Source organism: Bacteroides sp. 224 (genome assembly GCF_010500995.1).
Lineage (GTDB): Bacteria > Bacteroidota > Bacteroidia > Bacteroidales > Bacteroidaceae > Bacteroides.
Map to the genome: position 1 here is coordinate 14,445 of NZ_QVMK01000038.1, position 17,850 is coordinate 32,294.

General features: G+C 39.5%; 15 protein-coding genes. 10 read left to right on the forward strand and 5 right to left on the reverse strand.

Annotated features, from left to right (window positions below; genetic code table 11):
* Positions 1–652: 652 nt before the first annotated feature.
* Positions 653–1,987: an NADP-specific glutamate dehydrogenase gene (locus D0T60_RS15105; protein WP_163218968.1), complete on the forward strand. Its 1,335-nt coding sequence runs from the start codon at positions 653–655 to the stop codon at positions 1,985–1,987.
* A 98-nt stretch (positions 1,988–2,085) separates the two neighbouring features.
* Here the strand turns inward: D0T60_RS15105 and D0T60_RS15110 are convergent, their stop codons facing one another.
* Positions 2,086–2,718: a hypothetical protein gene (locus tag D0T60_RS15110; RefSeq protein ID WP_163218969.1), complete on the reverse strand. Its 633-nt coding sequence runs from the start codon at positions 2,716–2,718 to the stop codon at positions 2,086–2,088.
* A 103-nt stretch (positions 2,719–2,821) separates the two neighbouring features.
* The gene (locus D0T60_RS15115; protein WP_163218970.1) at positions 2,822–3,721 is read right to left on the reverse strand and encodes an AraC family transcriptional regulator; all 900 of its coding nucleotides are present in this window, start codon (positions 3,719–3,721) and stop codon (positions 2,822–2,824) included.
* Between the two features lie 214 nt (positions 3,722–3,935).
* Between D0T60_RS15115 and D0T60_RS15120 the strand changes: the two genes are divergently transcribed.
* From D0T60_RS15120 to D0T60_RS15145, 6 genes are all read left to right on the forward strand, one after another.
* Complete coding sequence (locus D0T60_RS15120) at positions 3,936–4,523, forward strand: TetR/AcrR family transcriptional regulator (protein WP_163218971.1); 588 nt, start codon at positions 3,936–3,938, stop codon at positions 4,521–4,523.
* A 41-nt stretch (positions 4,524–4,564) separates the two neighbouring features.
* Complete coding sequence (locus tag D0T60_RS15125) at positions 4,565–5,914, forward strand: TolC family protein (protein ID WP_239059577.1); 1,350 nt, start codon at positions 4,565–4,567, stop codon at positions 5,912–5,914.
* 29 nt (positions 5,915–5,943) lie between these two features.
* Positions 5,944–6,966 (forward strand): efflux RND transporter periplasmic adaptor subunit, encoded by a 1,023-nt coding sequence (locus D0T60_RS15130; RefSeq protein ID WP_163218972.1) that lies wholly within the window; start codon positions 5,944–5,946, stop codon positions 6,964–6,966.
* Positions 6,967–7,052: 86 nt separating this feature from the next.
* Positions 7,053–10,181, forward strand: coding sequence for an efflux RND transporter permease subunit (locus tag D0T60_RS15135; protein WP_163218973.1), 3,129 nt, complete (start codon positions 7,053–7,055; stop codon positions 10,179–10,181).
* A 56-nt stretch (positions 10,182–10,237) separates the two neighbouring features.
* Complete coding sequence (locus tag D0T60_RS15140; RefSeq protein ID WP_163218974.1) at positions 10,238–10,531, forward strand: PG0541 family transporter-associated protein; 294 nt, start codon at positions 10,238–10,240, stop codon at positions 10,529–10,531.
* A 13-nt stretch (positions 10,532–10,544) separates the two neighbouring features.
* A complete protein-coding gene (locus tag D0T60_RS15145; RefSeq protein ID WP_163218975.1) occupies positions 10,545–11,132 on the forward strand; it encodes an STM3941 family protein in 588 nt (195 codons plus the stop codon).
* A gap of 71 nt (positions 11,133–11,203) precedes the next feature.
* Here the strand turns inward: D0T60_RS15145 and D0T60_RS15150 are convergent, their stop codons facing one another.
* Positions 11,204–12,100, reverse strand: coding sequence for a glucosaminidase domain-containing protein (locus D0T60_RS15150; RefSeq protein ID WP_163218976.1), 897 nt, complete (start codon positions 12,098–12,100; stop codon positions 11,204–11,206).
* Between the two features lie 194 nt (positions 12,101–12,294).
* On the opposite strand from D0T60_RS15150, the gene cdd reads away from it, so the two are divergent.
* Positions 12,295–12,774, forward strand: coding sequence for a cytidine deaminase (gene cdd / locus D0T60_RS15155; RefSeq protein ID WP_163218977.1), 480 nt, complete (start codon positions 12,295–12,297; stop codon positions 12,772–12,774).
* A 69-nt stretch (positions 12,775–12,843) separates the two neighbouring features.
* On the opposite strand, the gene D0T60_RS15160 is transcribed toward cdd, so the two are convergent.
* A complete protein-coding gene (locus tag D0T60_RS15160; RefSeq protein ID WP_163218978.1) occupies positions 12,844–13,995 on the reverse strand; it encodes an iron-containing alcohol dehydrogenase in 1,152 nt (383 codons plus the stop codon).
* A 238-nt stretch (positions 13,996–14,233) separates the two neighbouring features.
* Between D0T60_RS15160 and abc-f the strand changes: the two genes are divergently transcribed.
* A complete protein-coding gene (gene abc-f, locus D0T60_RS15165) occupies positions 14,234–15,832 on the forward strand; it encodes a ribosomal protection-like ABC-F family protein (protein WP_163218979.1) in 1,599 nt (532 codons plus the stop codon).
* Between the two features lie 44 nt (positions 15,833–15,876).
* Entirely contained in the window at positions 15,877–16,653 is a 777-nt protein-coding gene (gene nudC, locus D0T60_RS15170; protein ID WP_163218980.1) for an NAD(+) diphosphatase, read from the forward strand.
* On the opposite strand, the gene hydF is transcribed toward nudC, so the two are convergent.
* A complete protein-coding gene (gene hydF, locus D0T60_RS15175; RefSeq protein WP_163218981.1) occupies positions 16,650–17,840 on the reverse strand; it encodes a [FeFe] hydrogenase H-cluster maturation GTPase HydF in 1,191 nt (396 codons plus the stop codon). The genes nudC and hydF overlap by 4 nt on opposite strands.
* Positions 17,841–17,850: the final 10 nt, after the last annotated feature.

Consider the following 17,850-nt stretch of genomic DNA (forward strand, 5'->3'; position numbering starts at 1 on the left):
TAAGTCGTTGAGAAAGAGAAGATAACTCTAATGGTTCTGCGATAAAATGGTGCGTACATCGTGCAAGATTCACAAAACCAATAGTTATCAGATCAATTTTTCCAGCCAAAAAGTGTCACAAGTGTCACCAGACACACTAACAAGTTGATTTACAGGATAAAATAACCTGTGACACTTTTCAGAAAAGTATCACAGAAGTGTCACAAGTGTCACGCTGTGAGCCTTCTTGAGCGACTTTCCCTGATTTTGACTGCCAATTTTAGACTTTTTCCTCCACCCGGGTGGAGGCAGTTTCTCCATCCGGATGTAGAAAGCTCCTCCATCCGGGTGTGGAAATTCTCTCCACCCGGATGGGGAAAAATAGGCAAAGCCGTCATTTAAGAATGATATGTATATCAGAAATTCCGGTTCTCAATCCTTCTTCAAAAGTTCTTTTATATGTGTTGAGAATATTACCACATAGCTTCCAACAAAGCAATTCTTAAAAACACAAAGTTCATAAACTGAAAGAAAACAAGCAAAAAGACGCAAATACAATCATTTTTTATGTATTATGATTGAAAACTCAATTATTTTATTTACTTTTGCCAAAGATTAAATCAAAAAAAGGATAACTTTATTTAAAACAATCAACCCAAAAAGAATTCTCATTATGAATGCAGTTAAGGTATTAGACGATTTGAAAAGAAGGTTCCCCAACGAACCGGAGTATCATCAAGCAGTAGAAGAAGTACTGGCAACCATCGAAGAAGAATACAACAAACATCCTGAGTTTGACAAAGCGAACCTCATTGAGCGTCTTTGCATTCCGGAAAGAATCTATCAATTCCGTGTTACATGGGTAGACGATAAAGGAAATGTGCAAACAAATATGGGATACCGTGTGCAGCACAACAACGCCATTGGCCCTTACAAAGGCGGTCTTCGTTTTCACTCATCGGTAAATCTTTCGATCCTGAAATTCCTTGCATTCGAGCAAACATTTAAGAACTCATTAACTACCCTCCCTATGGGTGGAGGTAAAGGTGGATCGGACTTCTCTCCACGTGGTAAAAGCGCAGCCGAAGTTATGCGTTTTACCCAAGCATTTATGATGGAACTGTGGAGACATATTGGTCCTGAAACAGATGTTCCTGCCGGCGATATTGGTGTAGGCGGTCGTGAGGTTGGTTATATGTATGGTATGTACAAAAAACTCACACACGAATTTACAGGCACCTTCACCGGTAAAGGTCGTGAGTTTGGTGGTTCACTGATTCGTCCGGAAGCTACAGGTTATGGTACTCTTTACTTTCTGATGGAAATGCTTCAAACTAAAGGAACCGATCTTAAAGGTAAAGTTTGTACTATCTCAGGTTCGGGTAATGTGGCTCAATATGCTGCCGAAAAAGTATTGGAACTGGGCGGTAAAGTGGTTACCCTGTCCGACTCTGATGGTTATATCTATGATCCGGAAGGAATCGATCGCGAAAAACTCGATTATGTAATGGAATTGAAGAACCTTTACCGTGGTCGTATCCGCGAATATGCCGATAAATATGGTTGCAAATATGTAGAAGGAGCTAAACCATGGGGAGAAAAATGCGATATTGCCCTTCCATGTGCTACTCAAAACGAATTGAATGGCGACCATGCCAAAGCACTTGTAGCAAACGGCTGTATGGCTGTTGCCGAAGGAGCAAATATGCCTTCTACTCCCGAAGCAATCAAAGTATTTCAAGATGCCAAAATTCTTTATGCCCCGGGTAAAGCTGCCAATGCCGGCGGTGTATCGGTATCGGGTTTGGAAATGACTCAAAACTCAATTAAGCTAAGCTGGAGCAAAGAAGAAGTAGACGAAAAACTGAAAACCATAATGAAAGATATTCACGAAGCTTGCGTGAAGTATGGTACCGAAGAAGATGGTTACATAAACTATGTAAAAGGTGCTAATGTGGCCGGATTCATGAAAGTGGCCAAGGCAATGATGGCACAAGGCATTATATAATCGGGTAAACGAACCCATAGAAAAACGGTCACTTTATTTGAGAGAAGTGACCGTTTTTTATACCCTTGCAAGGATCTATTTTACTATTTATAGGGCGTTTATTTCTTAACAACTACTTTTACCTGAGCTTTTACTGTTTCTTTAATCAGTTTCTCTTCATTGGTATCGAGAGCTAAACTTACTACCACATTATTCTTTGTTTCATCATTTTTTTCCATCGAGCTTTCGCGAGTCAGTAGTACTTTTCCGTCTGCATCTACAAAGTTAAAAGTACAGTCATAAGCTCCCTTTTCTAATACATAGAAGTAAGCATCCAGTACGGGCTTGCCTTTTATTCTTCCAAAGTTTTTAAGAGCCACACCTCGTGGATATTCTCCTTCGAACTCTACTACATCATAATGATCGGCAAAGCCTTCTCCAAAACCTTCGATGGTTCCATCAAGCATTTGTACAAACGTGCGGCTACCTATAGAAGCTACATGAGCAGCATGAGCATTTAAATGCTCGTCAACACTTTTTCCGGCTCCTTTCAGGATAGACCCCAATCCGTCGGTCATTTGTTTGCTGGTTTTCTCGCCATGTTCGTTCAATGATTCGCTAATACCATCAGCTACACTAAATCCGATATCTGTGACTTTTTTTGCCGTTTTCTGTACACAACCTTCACAAGAAGTAAAAATCATAGGAGCAACTATAGCTCCAATCAACGCAAATGTTTGAATCCTTTTCATTTTTGTTTTGTCTTTTCTTATTAATCCCTATTTTCTTATTTATTCTGCAATAATAACTCTTTTTTCGTAAAGTAACAACCGGTTTGTAACTAAAATCAAGTTTTTAGAAATTCCTCCGATACTCCAAAGGAGACATCCCCGTATGTTTCTTAAAGAACTTCCCAAAAGCAGACTGATCGGAGAAATGCAACTCTTCCGACACATCCTGAATGGAGTTTTCTCTGCAACGAAGTAAGATTTTTGCTTCGGAAACGCGGGCTTCATTTATCCAATCCATCACAGTTCTGCCACTTACCGCTTTTATGGCTCTCGACAAGTATACAGGAGTCACACAAAGTTCGGTAGAATATTGGCTTACCTCATTCCACTCCTTACCATGCTTAACAATTAATTGCATAAACTTCATGGCAAGTTCTTCGTTATGCCCCAGGCGATGCACTGTTTTTGATAGCGACATCTTCTTCATACTAATATCGGCAAGCTCCATAACAAAGTTCCCAACTTCATTCATTATCATCCCTCGATAAAAGATATGATCTTTCCGCCGGATATTTTGTTGCAGGCGAATGATGATATCAACAAGCATCTGAAAATCTTTAGGATCGAACTTTTGCAACGGAGTGAAACGCCTATACACAATATAATCTTTGGGCAACGTAAACACCTGGGTAAACAATTCTCTAAATAAAGATTTAGACAGTACAACATAATAGCCCTTAGCATCATGAGATACACTGATAGCATTCAGCATGTGTTTATCAGATAATTCCAATACCATATTCTGCGTCACCCGGTAAGGAAGATAATCCATTGTGAGGGTTACTTCGCCCTTACAAACAAAAATAGCCGAATAAGCCTCCAGCCGAACCGGCAGTTCTTTAGGAGAATTTTTCTTCATTTCAGGATCGGCGGCATCAATTACAATTACTTCGTCATTATAAATATCTCCAACCCTCAAAACCTTTACCAATTCCTGTAAAGCTACATATCTAATCTCTTCCATACTGCAAAATTACATTTTCTTCTATAAGAGCAAGATGCTAAGAATACAAAATGGAACAACTATTGTTAAATTCGAACTAAGATGAACACTTTTTAAGAACGGACAGTCAATTTCGAACCAATAAAACTCAAATTATACCTAAAAGTTTTCTTCGTATTCTCCCGATCTTTGCAAAGTAATCAAGATAAAAACAAAGATAAAAGGAAGTAATGATATGGATAGTATGTCAAAAGATAAAATTTCAAAAGTAGCCATCAATCTTTTCTCTCATTTTGGTATAAAGGGGGTAAGTATGAGTCAAATTGCAGGTGCTTTGCAAATTTCTAAAAAAACATTATACAATGTATTTGAGAATAAAGAAGAACTTTTATCCGTATGCCTTGACTATGAGAAAGACCGGGTAACCAAAATATTAAGAAAGACGGAAAAAGAAGCAAATAGCCCCATAGAGTTATTAATGCTTACCCTGACAGATATGTTTCATTACAACGCCAATTTCTGCCCGGCATTCTTCAAAGATGTACAACGATTTCAAGAAGCATACGATAAATTGGTTTCTTTCCGCATTGAACTGCATCAGCTCTATATGAGCTACTTTCACAAAGGAATAGAAGAAGGTTATTTCTTACCGGATTTTGAGTACGAAAGCATAGCTGCTCTTCTGGTTGACCAGGTAAACAACTGGAAAAACATGCAACAACCTTACATTATGCTCGCCTTTCTTCGGGGCATTTGCACCAAAAAAGGAATGGAAGAATTAAACCAATTCACTGCTATAACCAATAGAAAATTCAGTAATTAAGTAAAACAGGTATTAGTAAACCATATAATCAATTAAAAAAAATGAAACTCGTGAAAACAAAGAAATGTATACTGACACTAATGGGGATAGCAGGTATTCTCACCACCTATCCGGCATTTGCTCAGTCTACTCAAGAGCCTCTGAACATCACACTCGATCAGGCCCTGGAAATAGCTTTAAGCGAAAACCCAACCATACATATTGCCGATCGTGAAATCAGCAAACAACAATATGCAAAGAAGGGTGTTTACGCCGACTTATTTCCACAAATAGATTTTAACTCAAGTTATCTACGAACCATCGATAAACAAGTAATGTATATAGATAACGTTGAAGGCATGAGTGGTGGACTTAAATCGGGAAGAGATAATGATTGGCGAGCAGGAGTAAGTGCCAGTATGCCCCTAATCTCTATTCCGCTTTGGAAAAGCTTAAAGATTTCGGGATACGATGTGGAATTAGCTATTGAGAAAGCTCGATCTTCAAGAATTGATCTGATTGATCAGGTTAAACGTTCTTTCTATCAAGTATTATTAGCAAGAGATGCTCATGGTGTATACAAACAAGCTTATGATAATGCTGTGTATAATTACAATGAAATTAAACAAAAGTATGAGCAAGGGCTACTTGCTGAATATGATCTGATTCGCGCCAATGTAAACGTTAAAAATGCAGAGCCAAACATGTACGATGCCGAAAATTCATTAATCCTTGCACGTTGGCAACTCAAGGCTTTAATGGGACTTGATTTGGAAGAAGATATTGAATGCATAGGTTCTTTGTCTGACTACGAAGAGAATCTTATTCCCGATTTTATAGGAATGGACACAAGCCTTGCCAATAATAGTACATTAAAACAATTGAATCTTCAGCACGAACAGCTCGAAAAGAATAAGCAAATACAGATTGCTCAATACTATCCATCACTTAATTTGAATTTTAAATATGATTGGGTATCCTCTAATAATGATTTCAAAATAAATCACTATAAATGGGATCCCTACACCACAATAGGAGTCACACTGAAAGTTCCTATCTTCTCCGGAGGAAAACGTTACTCCAATGTGAAGCAGGCACAAATCAGCCAGAAGCAATTATCCGATCAGTATTTGGATACCGAACGTAATCTTAGATTGGCCGTTAAACAGTACACCGACCAAATGAGTACATGTATTAAACAATACAGTGCGGCAAGTGCGGGAGTAACCGAAGCAGAAAAAAGTTACGCCATCACCATGAAACGTTATGAAACCGGTGAAGGAACACTGCTGGAAATCAACGACTCCCAATTATCTCTTACGCAGGCGCAGTTAAACCTGAACCAGTCTATATATAATTATCTCGTAGCTAAATCTTCCTTAGAGAAAACAGTGGGTGCAACCATCCAGTGAAAGAATATATTACATATAAGATAAAAACAATGAACTTCAAAACATTATCGGGTATTACTCCCTTAGTTATCATCTTGTTATTGGCAAGCTGTAACAACAAAGAAAAAATTGTGGAAACTCCACAAGAGAAAGTCAAACTGGAAGCCTTGAAAGTGACATCCAGAATGGTAGATCAGTTGGGTACCTTTACAGGAACCGTAGAAGCTGAAATCGTTAATAACATTGCCCCACAAAACCCTATGCGCATAAAGAAAGTATATGTAGAAGTGGGCGATCATGTAAACGCCGGGCAAAAACTGGTAGAAATGGATGCCGTTAATCTGAACCAAACCCGTCTGCAAATGGAAAACGACAAAACCGAGTTCGAGCGGGTAAACGAGCTATACAAGGTAGGCGGTATCTCCAAATCAACCTGGGACGCTAAGAAATTAGCCTACGAAATATCGAAATCAACTTACGAGAACTTGTTGGAAAATACAATACTAACAAGCCCTATCAGTGGTTTAGTGACCAAACGAAACTATGATAATGGCGATATGTATAACGGAGGCACTCCTATTTATATAGTAGAACAAATACGCCCGGTTAAGTTGATGGTAAATATTTCCGAAGTTCTTCTGACTAAAGTAAAAAAAGGAATGGATGTAGAAGTTAAACTCGATGTTTATGGCAATGAAGTATTTCCGGGCACCATTACACTTATTCACCCTTCCATAGATCCCGACACCCGCACCTTTCCTGTAGAAATACAGATTAAGAATGCAGATGAGCGCATCTTGCCGGGTATGTTTGCCCGTATAACATTCAACTACGGAAGTGAGAACCGGGTAATGGTTCCCGACCGGGCTATCGTTAAACAAACCGGTTCATCAGATCGCTACGTATATGTTTGCAAAGATGGAGTTTCTAACTACCGGAAAGTTACTATTGGCCAACTGATTGGTAACGAATACGAAGTTATTGAGGGGTTACAGTCCGGAGAAGTAGTAGCTATTTCTTCACAAAACAGACTTAATAATGGTACAGAGATAGAGATAGTTAAATCCAATTAGGAATTAAGAATTTATAATTAGGATCAACCCTTTTCATTTCTGATCCACATAAATTCTTAATTCTTAAATCTTAATTCTTAATTAAAATGAGTATCTATTCTTCAGCAGTAAACAAACCGGTAACAACAGCCTTATGCTTTGTTGCTATCATCATACTGGGGATTTTCTCGTACCAAAAACTGGCAGTAGATTTATTGCCACAGATCGATGAAAATGCCATCATGGTAATGACTGCCTATCCGGGAGCCAGTGCCAGCGATATTGAAATGAACGTATCCAAGCCCATTGAGAATGCGCTCAACGGGGTGAGTGATTTGAAACACATCTCTTCCAGTTCTCGTGAAAACATTTCCGTTATCACACTTGAGTTCGAATATGGTATAGATATTAATGTGGCTACCAATGATGTACGCGATAAATTAGATCAGGTTAAATCGAGCCTACCCGATGATTCTAATACACCCATACTTTTTAAATTCGGTGCAGATGATATCCCTATCATTGTTTTATCTGTTGTAGCAGACGAAAGCACCAACGCTTTATATAAAATTCTGGACGATAAAGTAGCCAACCCATTGGCACGTATCAGCGGAGTGGGAACTGTATCTATTTCGGGCACAGCCAAACGAGAAGTAAATGTATATTGCGATCCATACAAATTAGATGCATACGGGCTTACCATCGAGAATGTATCTCAAATCATTGGAATGGAAAACCGGAACACCCCCGGAGGTAGTGTAGATTTTGGTTCCAGCACATTGTCATTACGTGTACAAGGAGAGTTTGACGATGCAAAGGAAATGTTAGACCTTGTTATCGGGCATAAAGACGGAAAGGCAATCTACCTGAAAGATGTGGCACGTGTGGAAGATTCAGTAGAAGAACGTGCACAAGAATCATATACAGACAGCCAACGCGGTGCTATGGTTATCATTCAAAAGCAATCGGGAGCTAATTCTGTAAACATTGCCAAGGAAGTTCATAAACGTTTGCCGGAATTGCAACGTTCTTTGCCATCAGATGTGAAGCTGGGCGTTATCATTGATACCTCCGACAACATCAACAACACCATGGATTCATTGACAGAAACCATTATTACAACACTTATAATTGTAATGATCGTAGTATTCGTATTCCTGGGGCGTTGGCGTGCTACTCTTATTATTGGTATCACTATTCCTGTATCATTGATTGGAGCATTTATCTACCTGTTGGCAAGTGGAAACACGCTGAACATTATATCACTTTCGGCACTCTCGCTGGCTATAGGTATGGTAGTAGACGACTCGATTGTTGTACTCGAAAACATTACAAACCATATCAATCGGGGTAGCAAACCTAAACAAGCAGCCATTTTTGCAACAAAAGAAGTTTCGTTATCTGTAATTGCTTCAACGCTAACAATGCTTGCTGTATTCTTACCGCTTACCATGATAACAGGTATGGCCGGAGTTTTATTCAAGCAACTTGGATGGATTGTAAGTATCATTATGATAATCTCTACAATTGCTGCTCTTACATTGATTCCGATGTTGAGTTCTAAGATGTTGAAACTCGATACCAAAAAGGGTAAACTGTACACGCTGTTCTTTACGCCTATCGAAAAGGTACTGAATACTTTAGACGAAGGATATGCCAAACTCTTAAACTGGTCGGTACATCACCGAAAGAGTGTTATTGTACTTGCAATAGCTATTTTCGCCGGAAGCATGTTGTTATTGCCTTATATAAAAACGGAGTTCTTCCCCGCTATGGACAGTGCACGCATTAGCATCACTGCCGAGATGCCTATCGGTACAAGACAGGAAATCACCAGCGATGTAGCCTACCGGATAAGCCAGGAGTTTAAAGAAAAGTATCCGGAAATTAAAGTACTGAACTATTCTTTCGGACAGGCAGATACCGACAATACATTTGCCAACATGAGCGAAAACGGTACTTACATTATGAATTACAACATAGCTCTTGTCAGCATAGAAGAACGTGACAGACACATGACCGAAATTGCCGACTTAATGCGAAAAGATCTTGCCGAATATACCGAGCTAAAAGAATTCAAAGTAACAGCCGGAGGAGCCGGTATGGGTGGAGAGTCAAGCGTGGATGTGGAAATATATGGATATGACTTTGCTGTAACCGATGCTGTAGCCGCCGAACTCTCCGAACGATTAAGAAACCAGAAGGAATGTTCGCAAGTTAACATCAGCCGGGGAGATTATATTCCTGAAATACAGATAGACTTCGATCGTCAGAAGTTGGCATTAAATGGTTTGAATGTAACCACTGTATCCTCTTACCTGCGTAATCGTGTAAATGGTTCTATTGCATCCTATTTCCGCGAAGATGGCGAGGAGTATGATATCAGAGTACGCTATGCACCCGAATATAGAGAAACGGTAGAAGATATTGAAAACATTATCGTTTACAATAATTCCGGTAAAGGAGTGCGTATACGCGATATCGGTCAGGTAGTTGAAAGACTTACCCCTCCAACCATCGAGCGTAAAGACAGAGAACGCATCATTACCGTATCCGGTATAGTAGCCGAAGGAGCTGCATTGAGTGATTTGGTTGCCAAAACAGAGAATATCATTGCTGATATGCAATTACCTTCGGACGTAACTTGTTCTATTGGTGGTACTTACGAAGACCAACAGGATACATTTGCCGACCTGACTACATTAATGGTTCTTATCATTATTCTGGTATTTATTGTTATGGCAGCACAGTTTGAATCGCTCACAGATCCATTTGTGATTATGTTCTCCATACCTTTTGCATTTACCGGAGTATTCTTGGGGTTATTCGTAACAAATACACCTTTAGGAGTGATGGCAATGATCGGTATCCTAATCTTACTGGGTGTGGTAGTGAAAAATGGTATTGTACTTGTAGACTATATCATATTATGCCGCGAACGGGGAATGAGCATCATCAATGCAGTGGTAACAGCCGGTAAATCTCGTCTACGCCCTGTATTAATGACCACTCTGACTACCGTTTTAGGAATGATACCAATGGCAATAGGCACAGGCGAAGGAGCCGAAATGTGGAATTCCATGGGTATGACCGTAGCATGGGGACTTAGTGTATCAACATTAATTACACTCGTACTTGTTCCTGTTATGTATTGCATATTTGCCGGAGGAGGTGTAAAACGTCGCCGAAAAGAACTTGCTAATACGGATTTATTAGAACTTAGATTGGAGGAATAATTAATAAGTAGAGAATATACTAACTACTATATTCTAACCACTAAAACAACAACAGTATGAAAGCAATATTTATCATATTTAATCAGGCTTCTTATGAAATGATCATAAGTATCATGGAGCGCGAACAAATTCATGGATTTACTCACTGGGACAATGTAGCGGGAAAAGGCAGCCGCACCGGAGAGCCTCATCTGGGCTCTCATGCCTGGCCCACCATGAATGGTGCCATTATGACGATGGTGGAAGATACAAAAGTAGAACGCTTCCTGAAGTTATTGCATAAATTCGATATGCAATCCGAAGAGCAAGGGTTACGCGCATTTGTATTGAATGTAGAACAACAAATATAGAAGACAGATGATTATGACAACAAAATTACCGGTCAAAACATTTAAGTTAAGACCTTATAAAAAAGTTGGACTGATTCTAAGCATAATCATTAATCTGGTACTTGCATTCTTCTTTTTCCGGCTCGGCATGGGGCTGGAAAAAGTTGCCGGAAGATTTCTTTGTTTTATAATAGTCCTGGCATCACTTGCCGTAACTGCATTCTTTGTTGTAGGGTACATTTATCTTCGGAAAGAAAACTTCATTGGTTTCTTTATTTCGAGCGAAGGCTTCAATGATATTTCAACCGGACACAGGTATGGTATAGTAGAATGGGAAGATGTAGTGAAAATACGAATCATAGATGATCTCGATCATCCCGGGAAAAAATATATCAGCCTAAAAATAAAGAATCCGCAGGAATACATTGCACGGGAACAAATAATGCATAAAAGACGATCATTGGAATTAAAACTTCATTATTACGGATCGCCTATTTGTTTCTCCAATCGTGGGTTAGATTGTTCTTTTGAGGAACTGGAAGAAACAATACGCCTATATTATAATAACTACTTAGAGAGAAAAGAAGAACGAGAAAATAGGGATAGTAAAATCGATTGTTGATTTTGATTGTTTGTGTTTTTTACGAAAGAGGCCATCCGTGAGGACCGCCTCTTTTATTTATTCATTTCATATCATCTTAATCTCAAATAATCTCCTACCGCAGGTAGATAATCGGCGGTTTTATTATTCATTTTATACAGATATTTCAGACGTACACCATACTTCTGGGAAATAGAGTGCATAGAGTCGCCCGTTTTCACCACATATACTGTGTATCCATTATCTGCTTTTTTCTTCTTCTGACAAAGATAAACGATATCGCCGGCTACCAAAGTATATTCTTTAAACAAATCATTGTATTTAATCAGTTTCTTTTTGCTGATATCGAATTCAGCCTCAAGAGCTTCGAAAGTATCTCCATAACGTGCTACCACATAAGCCATACCATTTGCCTTATATACCTGATGTGGGTTTACTACAATTTTTTCCTTCTCTTTCTTGCCATTCTTACCCTTCTGATCATACAGATAGAGTTCATAATCTTCAATAATAGTAATCAAACGATTAGCATAAGAAGGGTCGGTTGCATAACCTGCTTTTTTCAATCCCTTTGCCCATCCTTCATAATCTGTTACATCTAAGTTAAACAGAAAAGCATAACGGGCACCACTGGTAAGAAAAATGGAATGGTCTTCATAAGAGTCGCTTACATTTTTATAAGCCCGGAAACATTCATTGCGGGCATCGTCATGATGCTTCACCGTTTTTCCTGTCCAACTACTTCCGCACTTAATACCAAAATGGTTATTACTTTCTTTAGCCAGTGCACTCTGTCCGGCACCACTTTCAAGCAGTCCTTGTGCCAGCGTTATACTGGCCGGAATTTTATGTAACTTCATTTGTTCCACGGCTATGTCACCATACTTTTCAACATACGCCACAAACACAGCACTCTTATATTGAGCATGAATATGGAGCGAAAAAATAAGCAACAATGCAGATAATAGGATTGAGGGTTTCTTATACATATTTTAATGATCTTTTGTGTATTTACAAAAGTCATAAAAATAATTGGGAATACAAAGAGCCTGTTTACATTTTCCACAGAATAATTATTGTAAAAATGTTGAATATGCGGTTGAATAAGCAAAAGAAATCCGCAAAACAGTAGATTATGTTCTACTCTTTTTTAACTTTGTGATATTATACAATCATTTTAGCTATGAAGAATTTAACTATCAGTGCTGTTATAAAAGTCTATACATTCGATGAGCTAAGCGAATCCGATCGGGCATTGGTTGTTGCAGCCAAAGAAGCAACCAAGAAAAGTTATTCGCCTTATTCCAAATTTGCTGTGGGCGCTGCTGCTCGTTTAAAGAATGGAATAGTAGTTACAGGAAGCAATCAGGAAAATGCAGCTTATCCATCCGGACTATGTGCCGAAAGAACCACGTTGTTTTATGCCAATTCCGAGTATCCGGATCAGCCGGTAGAAACACTGGCGGTAGCTGCGCGTACGGAAAAAGACTTTATCCCCTCTCCTATTCCGCCTTGCGGAGCTTGTCGGCAGGTAATGCTCGAAACGGAGAAAAGATATAATCATCCATTCCGTATCTTATTATATGGAAAGGAAGAAACGTACGAGATTAGGCATGTAGGAGATTTGCTGCCTTTGTCTTTTGATAAATCGGCGATGGAATAATTGCGTAGAGACGCACGGCGTGCGTCTCATTATATATCATGTTGGTTTTGAGACGCACGGCGTGCGTCTCTACAAAGCAATCTGCAAAATCTCCCTCACCCTATCAGGAGTTATATCTTGTTTTTCTCCAAGCATCCAGCCTCTTTCTTCAAAGCGTTTTGCAATAGGTTCTATTATATCTTCTCCCAAACCATATTCAGATAGCTTGGTGCGTACTCCTAAAGACTGAAAGAAAGTTTCCATAGCATGAATGGTTTGTTCAATCTTCTCTTCCGTACTTCCGGAATTGATATTGAACACCCGCTCACCCATTTGAAGCAGTTTTTCTTTCTTATTTTCTTTCATCACACGCGCTAAGGCAGGCAGTACAATGGCTAAAGTTTCTGCATGCGCCAATCCATGAAAAGCTGTGATTTCATGACCAATCATGTGCGTAGCCCAATCTTGAGGCACACCCACGGCAATCAATCCATTTAATGCCATAGTAGCCGTCCACATTATATTAGCCCTCAGGTCATAATCGTGGGGGGCATTTAAAACTTTAGTGCCATTTTCAACCAGCGTTAAAAGAATAGCCTCAGCATATCTATCTTGTATAGGAGCATTAACCGGATAAGTAAGATACTGTTCGCACACATGCACAAAAGCATCTATAATACCATTTGCCGTCTGATTATCCGGTAAAGAATAAGTAGTTTCGGGATCTAAAACCGAAAACTGAGGGAAAACCAAAGGAGAATTAAAAGCCAATTTTTCCTGAGTAGATGCCTTGGTTATAACAGCACCACTATTCATCTCAGATCCCGTAGCCGGCAATGTCATTACGCAAGCCAAAGGCAACGCTTTACGAACAGGAGCTCTTTTCGCCAGAATATCCCAGGCATCTCCTTTAAAGCAAGCAGCCGCAGCAATAAATTTAGTTGCATCGAGCACAGATCCTCCACCTACGGCCAACAGAAAAGAGATTTTACTTCTGTTAATCTCTTCTACCGCACGCATACAAGTTTCATAATGAGGATTGGCTTCTATGCCGGCAAATTCCGTCCATTCATATCCTGTCAATGCATCTCTAACTTGGTCATACACTCCATTTCTTCTAATACTTCCACCTCCGTAAATTACCAACACGCGAGATTTGAGGGGAATTTCTTTCTTTAATTGGGCAATCATACCCTTTCCAAAGAGTATCTTTACCGGGTTATAATATGAAAAATTATCCATAATCATTATTTTTAGTTTAGTCGTTCCCTACAAAAGTAAAATTATTTTCTGTGAATACTATTAAATATTTATATTTATTTGTTAGATTTGCAGTCTAATTATGTAACTATTCCAATGAGAATGTAAAAAACACCTCCTCTTATCACTTCTTTTTAATTGTCATCTTTGGCAATTGCATTTGTGTTTTCTTCCGAAGGCTCAAGCTTTCAGTATTTATTTTCAATTCTTATTTTACAACATGTCGTACATTACTATTCAGCGTATTGCATACATGCATGCCGACAAAGATATTTTGTTTGGCAATATCAACTTATCAGTTAATAAAGGAGAAAAGGTTGCATTAGTAGGCAACAACGGTAGCGGAAAATCCACCTTATTAAAGATCATTGCCGGTCGGTTAAAAGCATCCGAAGGAACTGTTATGATTCCTTCCTCAGGTCTTTATTATGTACCTCAGCATTTTGGTCAGTACAACGAAATGACTATAGCTCAGGCATTACAGGTTGAGGATAAGCTCCAAGCATTACAAGCTATTCTAAAAGGCGAAACCGATGAAAAACTCTATGATATCCTGAATGATGATTGGAATATCGAAGAGCGTATCCATGCAGCACTATCTACATGGGGGTTAGCGTCTTTCGATCTTTCTCATCCGATGCAAACACTTAGCGGCGGAGAAAAAACAAAGGTATTTCTTGCCGGTATGGAGATTCATGCCGAATCTGTTATTTTGTTGGATGAGCCTACCAATCATTTGGATTACTCGTATCGACAGAAGCTTTACAGTTATATTCAGTCAAGTCGGTCAACTATGATGATAGTGAGCCACGATAGGACATTACTGAATCTTTTGTCTGTAACCTGCGAACTTAGCGCCAATGGCATTACTGTTTATGGAGGGAACTATGAATTTTACAAAGAGCAGAAATCCATCGCTTTACAAGCTTTGCAGCAAAAGTTAGAAGAGAAAGAAAAGCAATTCCGCCTGGCTCAGAAAACAGCCAGAGAAGCTGCAGAGCGCCAACAAAAGCACGATGTACGTGGCGAAAAGCACAACATCAAAAAAGGCGTATCGCGCATTGCTATGGGAAACCTGAAAAGCAAGGCAGAAAACAGTACAGCCAAACTGAAAGGAATACATACCGAAAAGGTAGAATCCATTCAAGGAGAAGTCAGGCAACTGCGTACCTCTATACCTATGTCGAGTGTATTAAAGACGGATTTCAATTCCTCTTCTTTACACACCGGAAAGGTATTGGTTACAGCACAAGAAATAAATTTCGGTTACCATAACACGCCACTCTGGAAAGAGCCTTTAAGTTTTCAAATCAGAAGCGGCGACCGCATTGCCATTAGCGGCAACAATGGAAGCGGAAAAACCACCCTCTTGAAACTCATTACCGGAAAATTAACGCCAACCGCGGGAGTAATCACCAGAGCCGATCAGTTGAGTTATGTATATATGGATCAGGAATATTCAATTATTCAGGCAGAAAAGAGTATTCTGGAACAGGCGGAATCTTTCAATCTCATTCCGTTGCCCGACCATGAGTTAAAAACCATACTTAACAGGTTTCTTTTTCCTGCCGATGTATGGAATAAACCTTGCAACAAACTAAGTGGAGGCGAGAAAATGAGACTTGCATTCTGCTGCCTGATGATTAGCAATAACACCCCGGATATTTTCATTCTGGATGAACCGACTAATAACCTGGATATTCAAAACATCGAAATGATTACTTCAACGATTAAGCAGTATACAGGAACAGTGATTGTGATATCTCATGATAAGTATTTTATGAACGAGATTGGAGTTGATAGAGGGATTGATATTTAATTTCCTTACATTTGCATCAAAATTTGAACTACATACAAGCTAAGATGAATACGTTACCATCAACCTGGTGGTTTATTTTCCATAACGACCAGCTATTACTTGAGAAAAAAGACGGATCTTACACTATACCCCGCCAACAGGAAATTCCTGTAACTGCTACTGAAAGCATTATACATGAAATTTCTACTCTCGACAACAGTTCTTGCAAAGCATTGGTTGTTCCATCTTCTATTGAGGATAACAACCAATACTTAATGGTGGACTTACGCAGTTCTTACGACTATCTACCGGAAGCCCTGTACAACATGGCGGGCAAAGCCAGCGAAATATTATATTGGGACAAAACAAGTACCTATTGCCCGGTATGCGGAACTCAAACGAAGCAATTCATGCCCATCGCCAAAAAGTGTCCGACTTGCAGTTTTGAGATGTTTCCTGCTATTTCCACAGCCATCTTGGCACTGGTTCGGAAAGGAGATTCTGTTTTATTGGTTCGTGCCCGTAACTTCAGAGGTCCTTTTCATGGTCTTGTTGCCGGATTTTTGGAAACAGGAGAAAGCCTGGAAGAATGTGCGCAACGAGAAGTTCTGGAAGAAACCGGATTAACCATCAAAAACGTAACCTACTTTGGGAGTCAGCCGTGGCCCTTCCCCAGTGGCTTAATGGTAGGCTTTATTGCCGATTACGAAAGCGGGGAAATTCAATTGCAAGAAGAAGAATTAACCTCGGCTGCATTTTATTCCAAAGATAATCTGCCCGAACTGCCCCGCAAGCTTAGTTTGGCTCGTAAAATGATTGATTGGTGGTTAGAGAATAGCTAATCCGGATAAACCACCTTATCAAGTATTCCTTTTAGGTAAGCAATTGTGATGCCATAGTTCGTTATCGGCACCTTTTGTTCTTTTGCTCTTTCTATACGGGATTTAACATAACGCTGATTAAACATGCAACCGCCGCAATGAATAATCAGATGATACGGAGAAAGATCTTGAGGAAAATCGGTGCCGCCAACGATATCTATACCCAACCCGCTTCCCAAACGTTTCCGAAGCATGGCAGGAATCTTTACCCTTCCTATATCTTCGCTTAAGGGTGCATGAGTACATGCCTCGGCTATTAAAATCCGGGATTGTTCGGTTAATGTATTTATGGTATGTGCTCCACGTATAAATTCCTTTATATCTCCCTTGTAATGAGCAAATAACACAGAGAAGGATGTCAATTTGCTATTTGCAGGAGTTAGACGACTCACTTCCTCAAAAGCCTGAGAGTCTGTAATAACTAATGCCGGAGGATTCTTTAATGAGTCGATGGCTCTTGACATCTGAGTAACTGTGGTATTCACTATTACACAATCCTTATCCAATAATTCACGAATGGTTTGTACCTGCGGTAAAATCAATCTGCCGCGTGGTGCTTGCGCATCTTGTGGCATCACTAACATTACCACATCTCCGGGCAACACCAGATTGCCTGTTATTGTATTTACAGATTCGAGGTTTCTTTGTATCTTTATAATAGCCTGAATGAGTTCCTCTTTCCCTTCTCCTGTTTTAGCATTAACAACAACTGCATCTGCATGAGTTGTTTGTTTTATGGCATCAATAACCTCCTGTGGATTTAATTTCTCATTATGCTGATTTACCACAACCAGAACAGGAGTACCTCTTTGAATAAACTTATTTATCCAAACTATTTCCTCAGAAACATTAGTATCAGTACATACAATCAGAGCGACATCTGTTTTCTCAATAGCCAATTGCGTTTTACTTAAACGTTCGGGAGCTAAATTACTTGCATCATCAAAGCCGGCTGTATCCATAAACAGGCACGGACCTAACCCAGCTATTTCCATGCTTTTAGTTACAAGGTCGGTAGTAGTACCCGCTATTTCCGATACAATGGCTGTGTATTGCCCGGTTATAGCATTAATCAGTGATGATTTCCCACTATTGCATTTACCAAACAGCCCGATGTGTAATCTATCCGATTGAGGTGTATGATTCATCGTTTACATT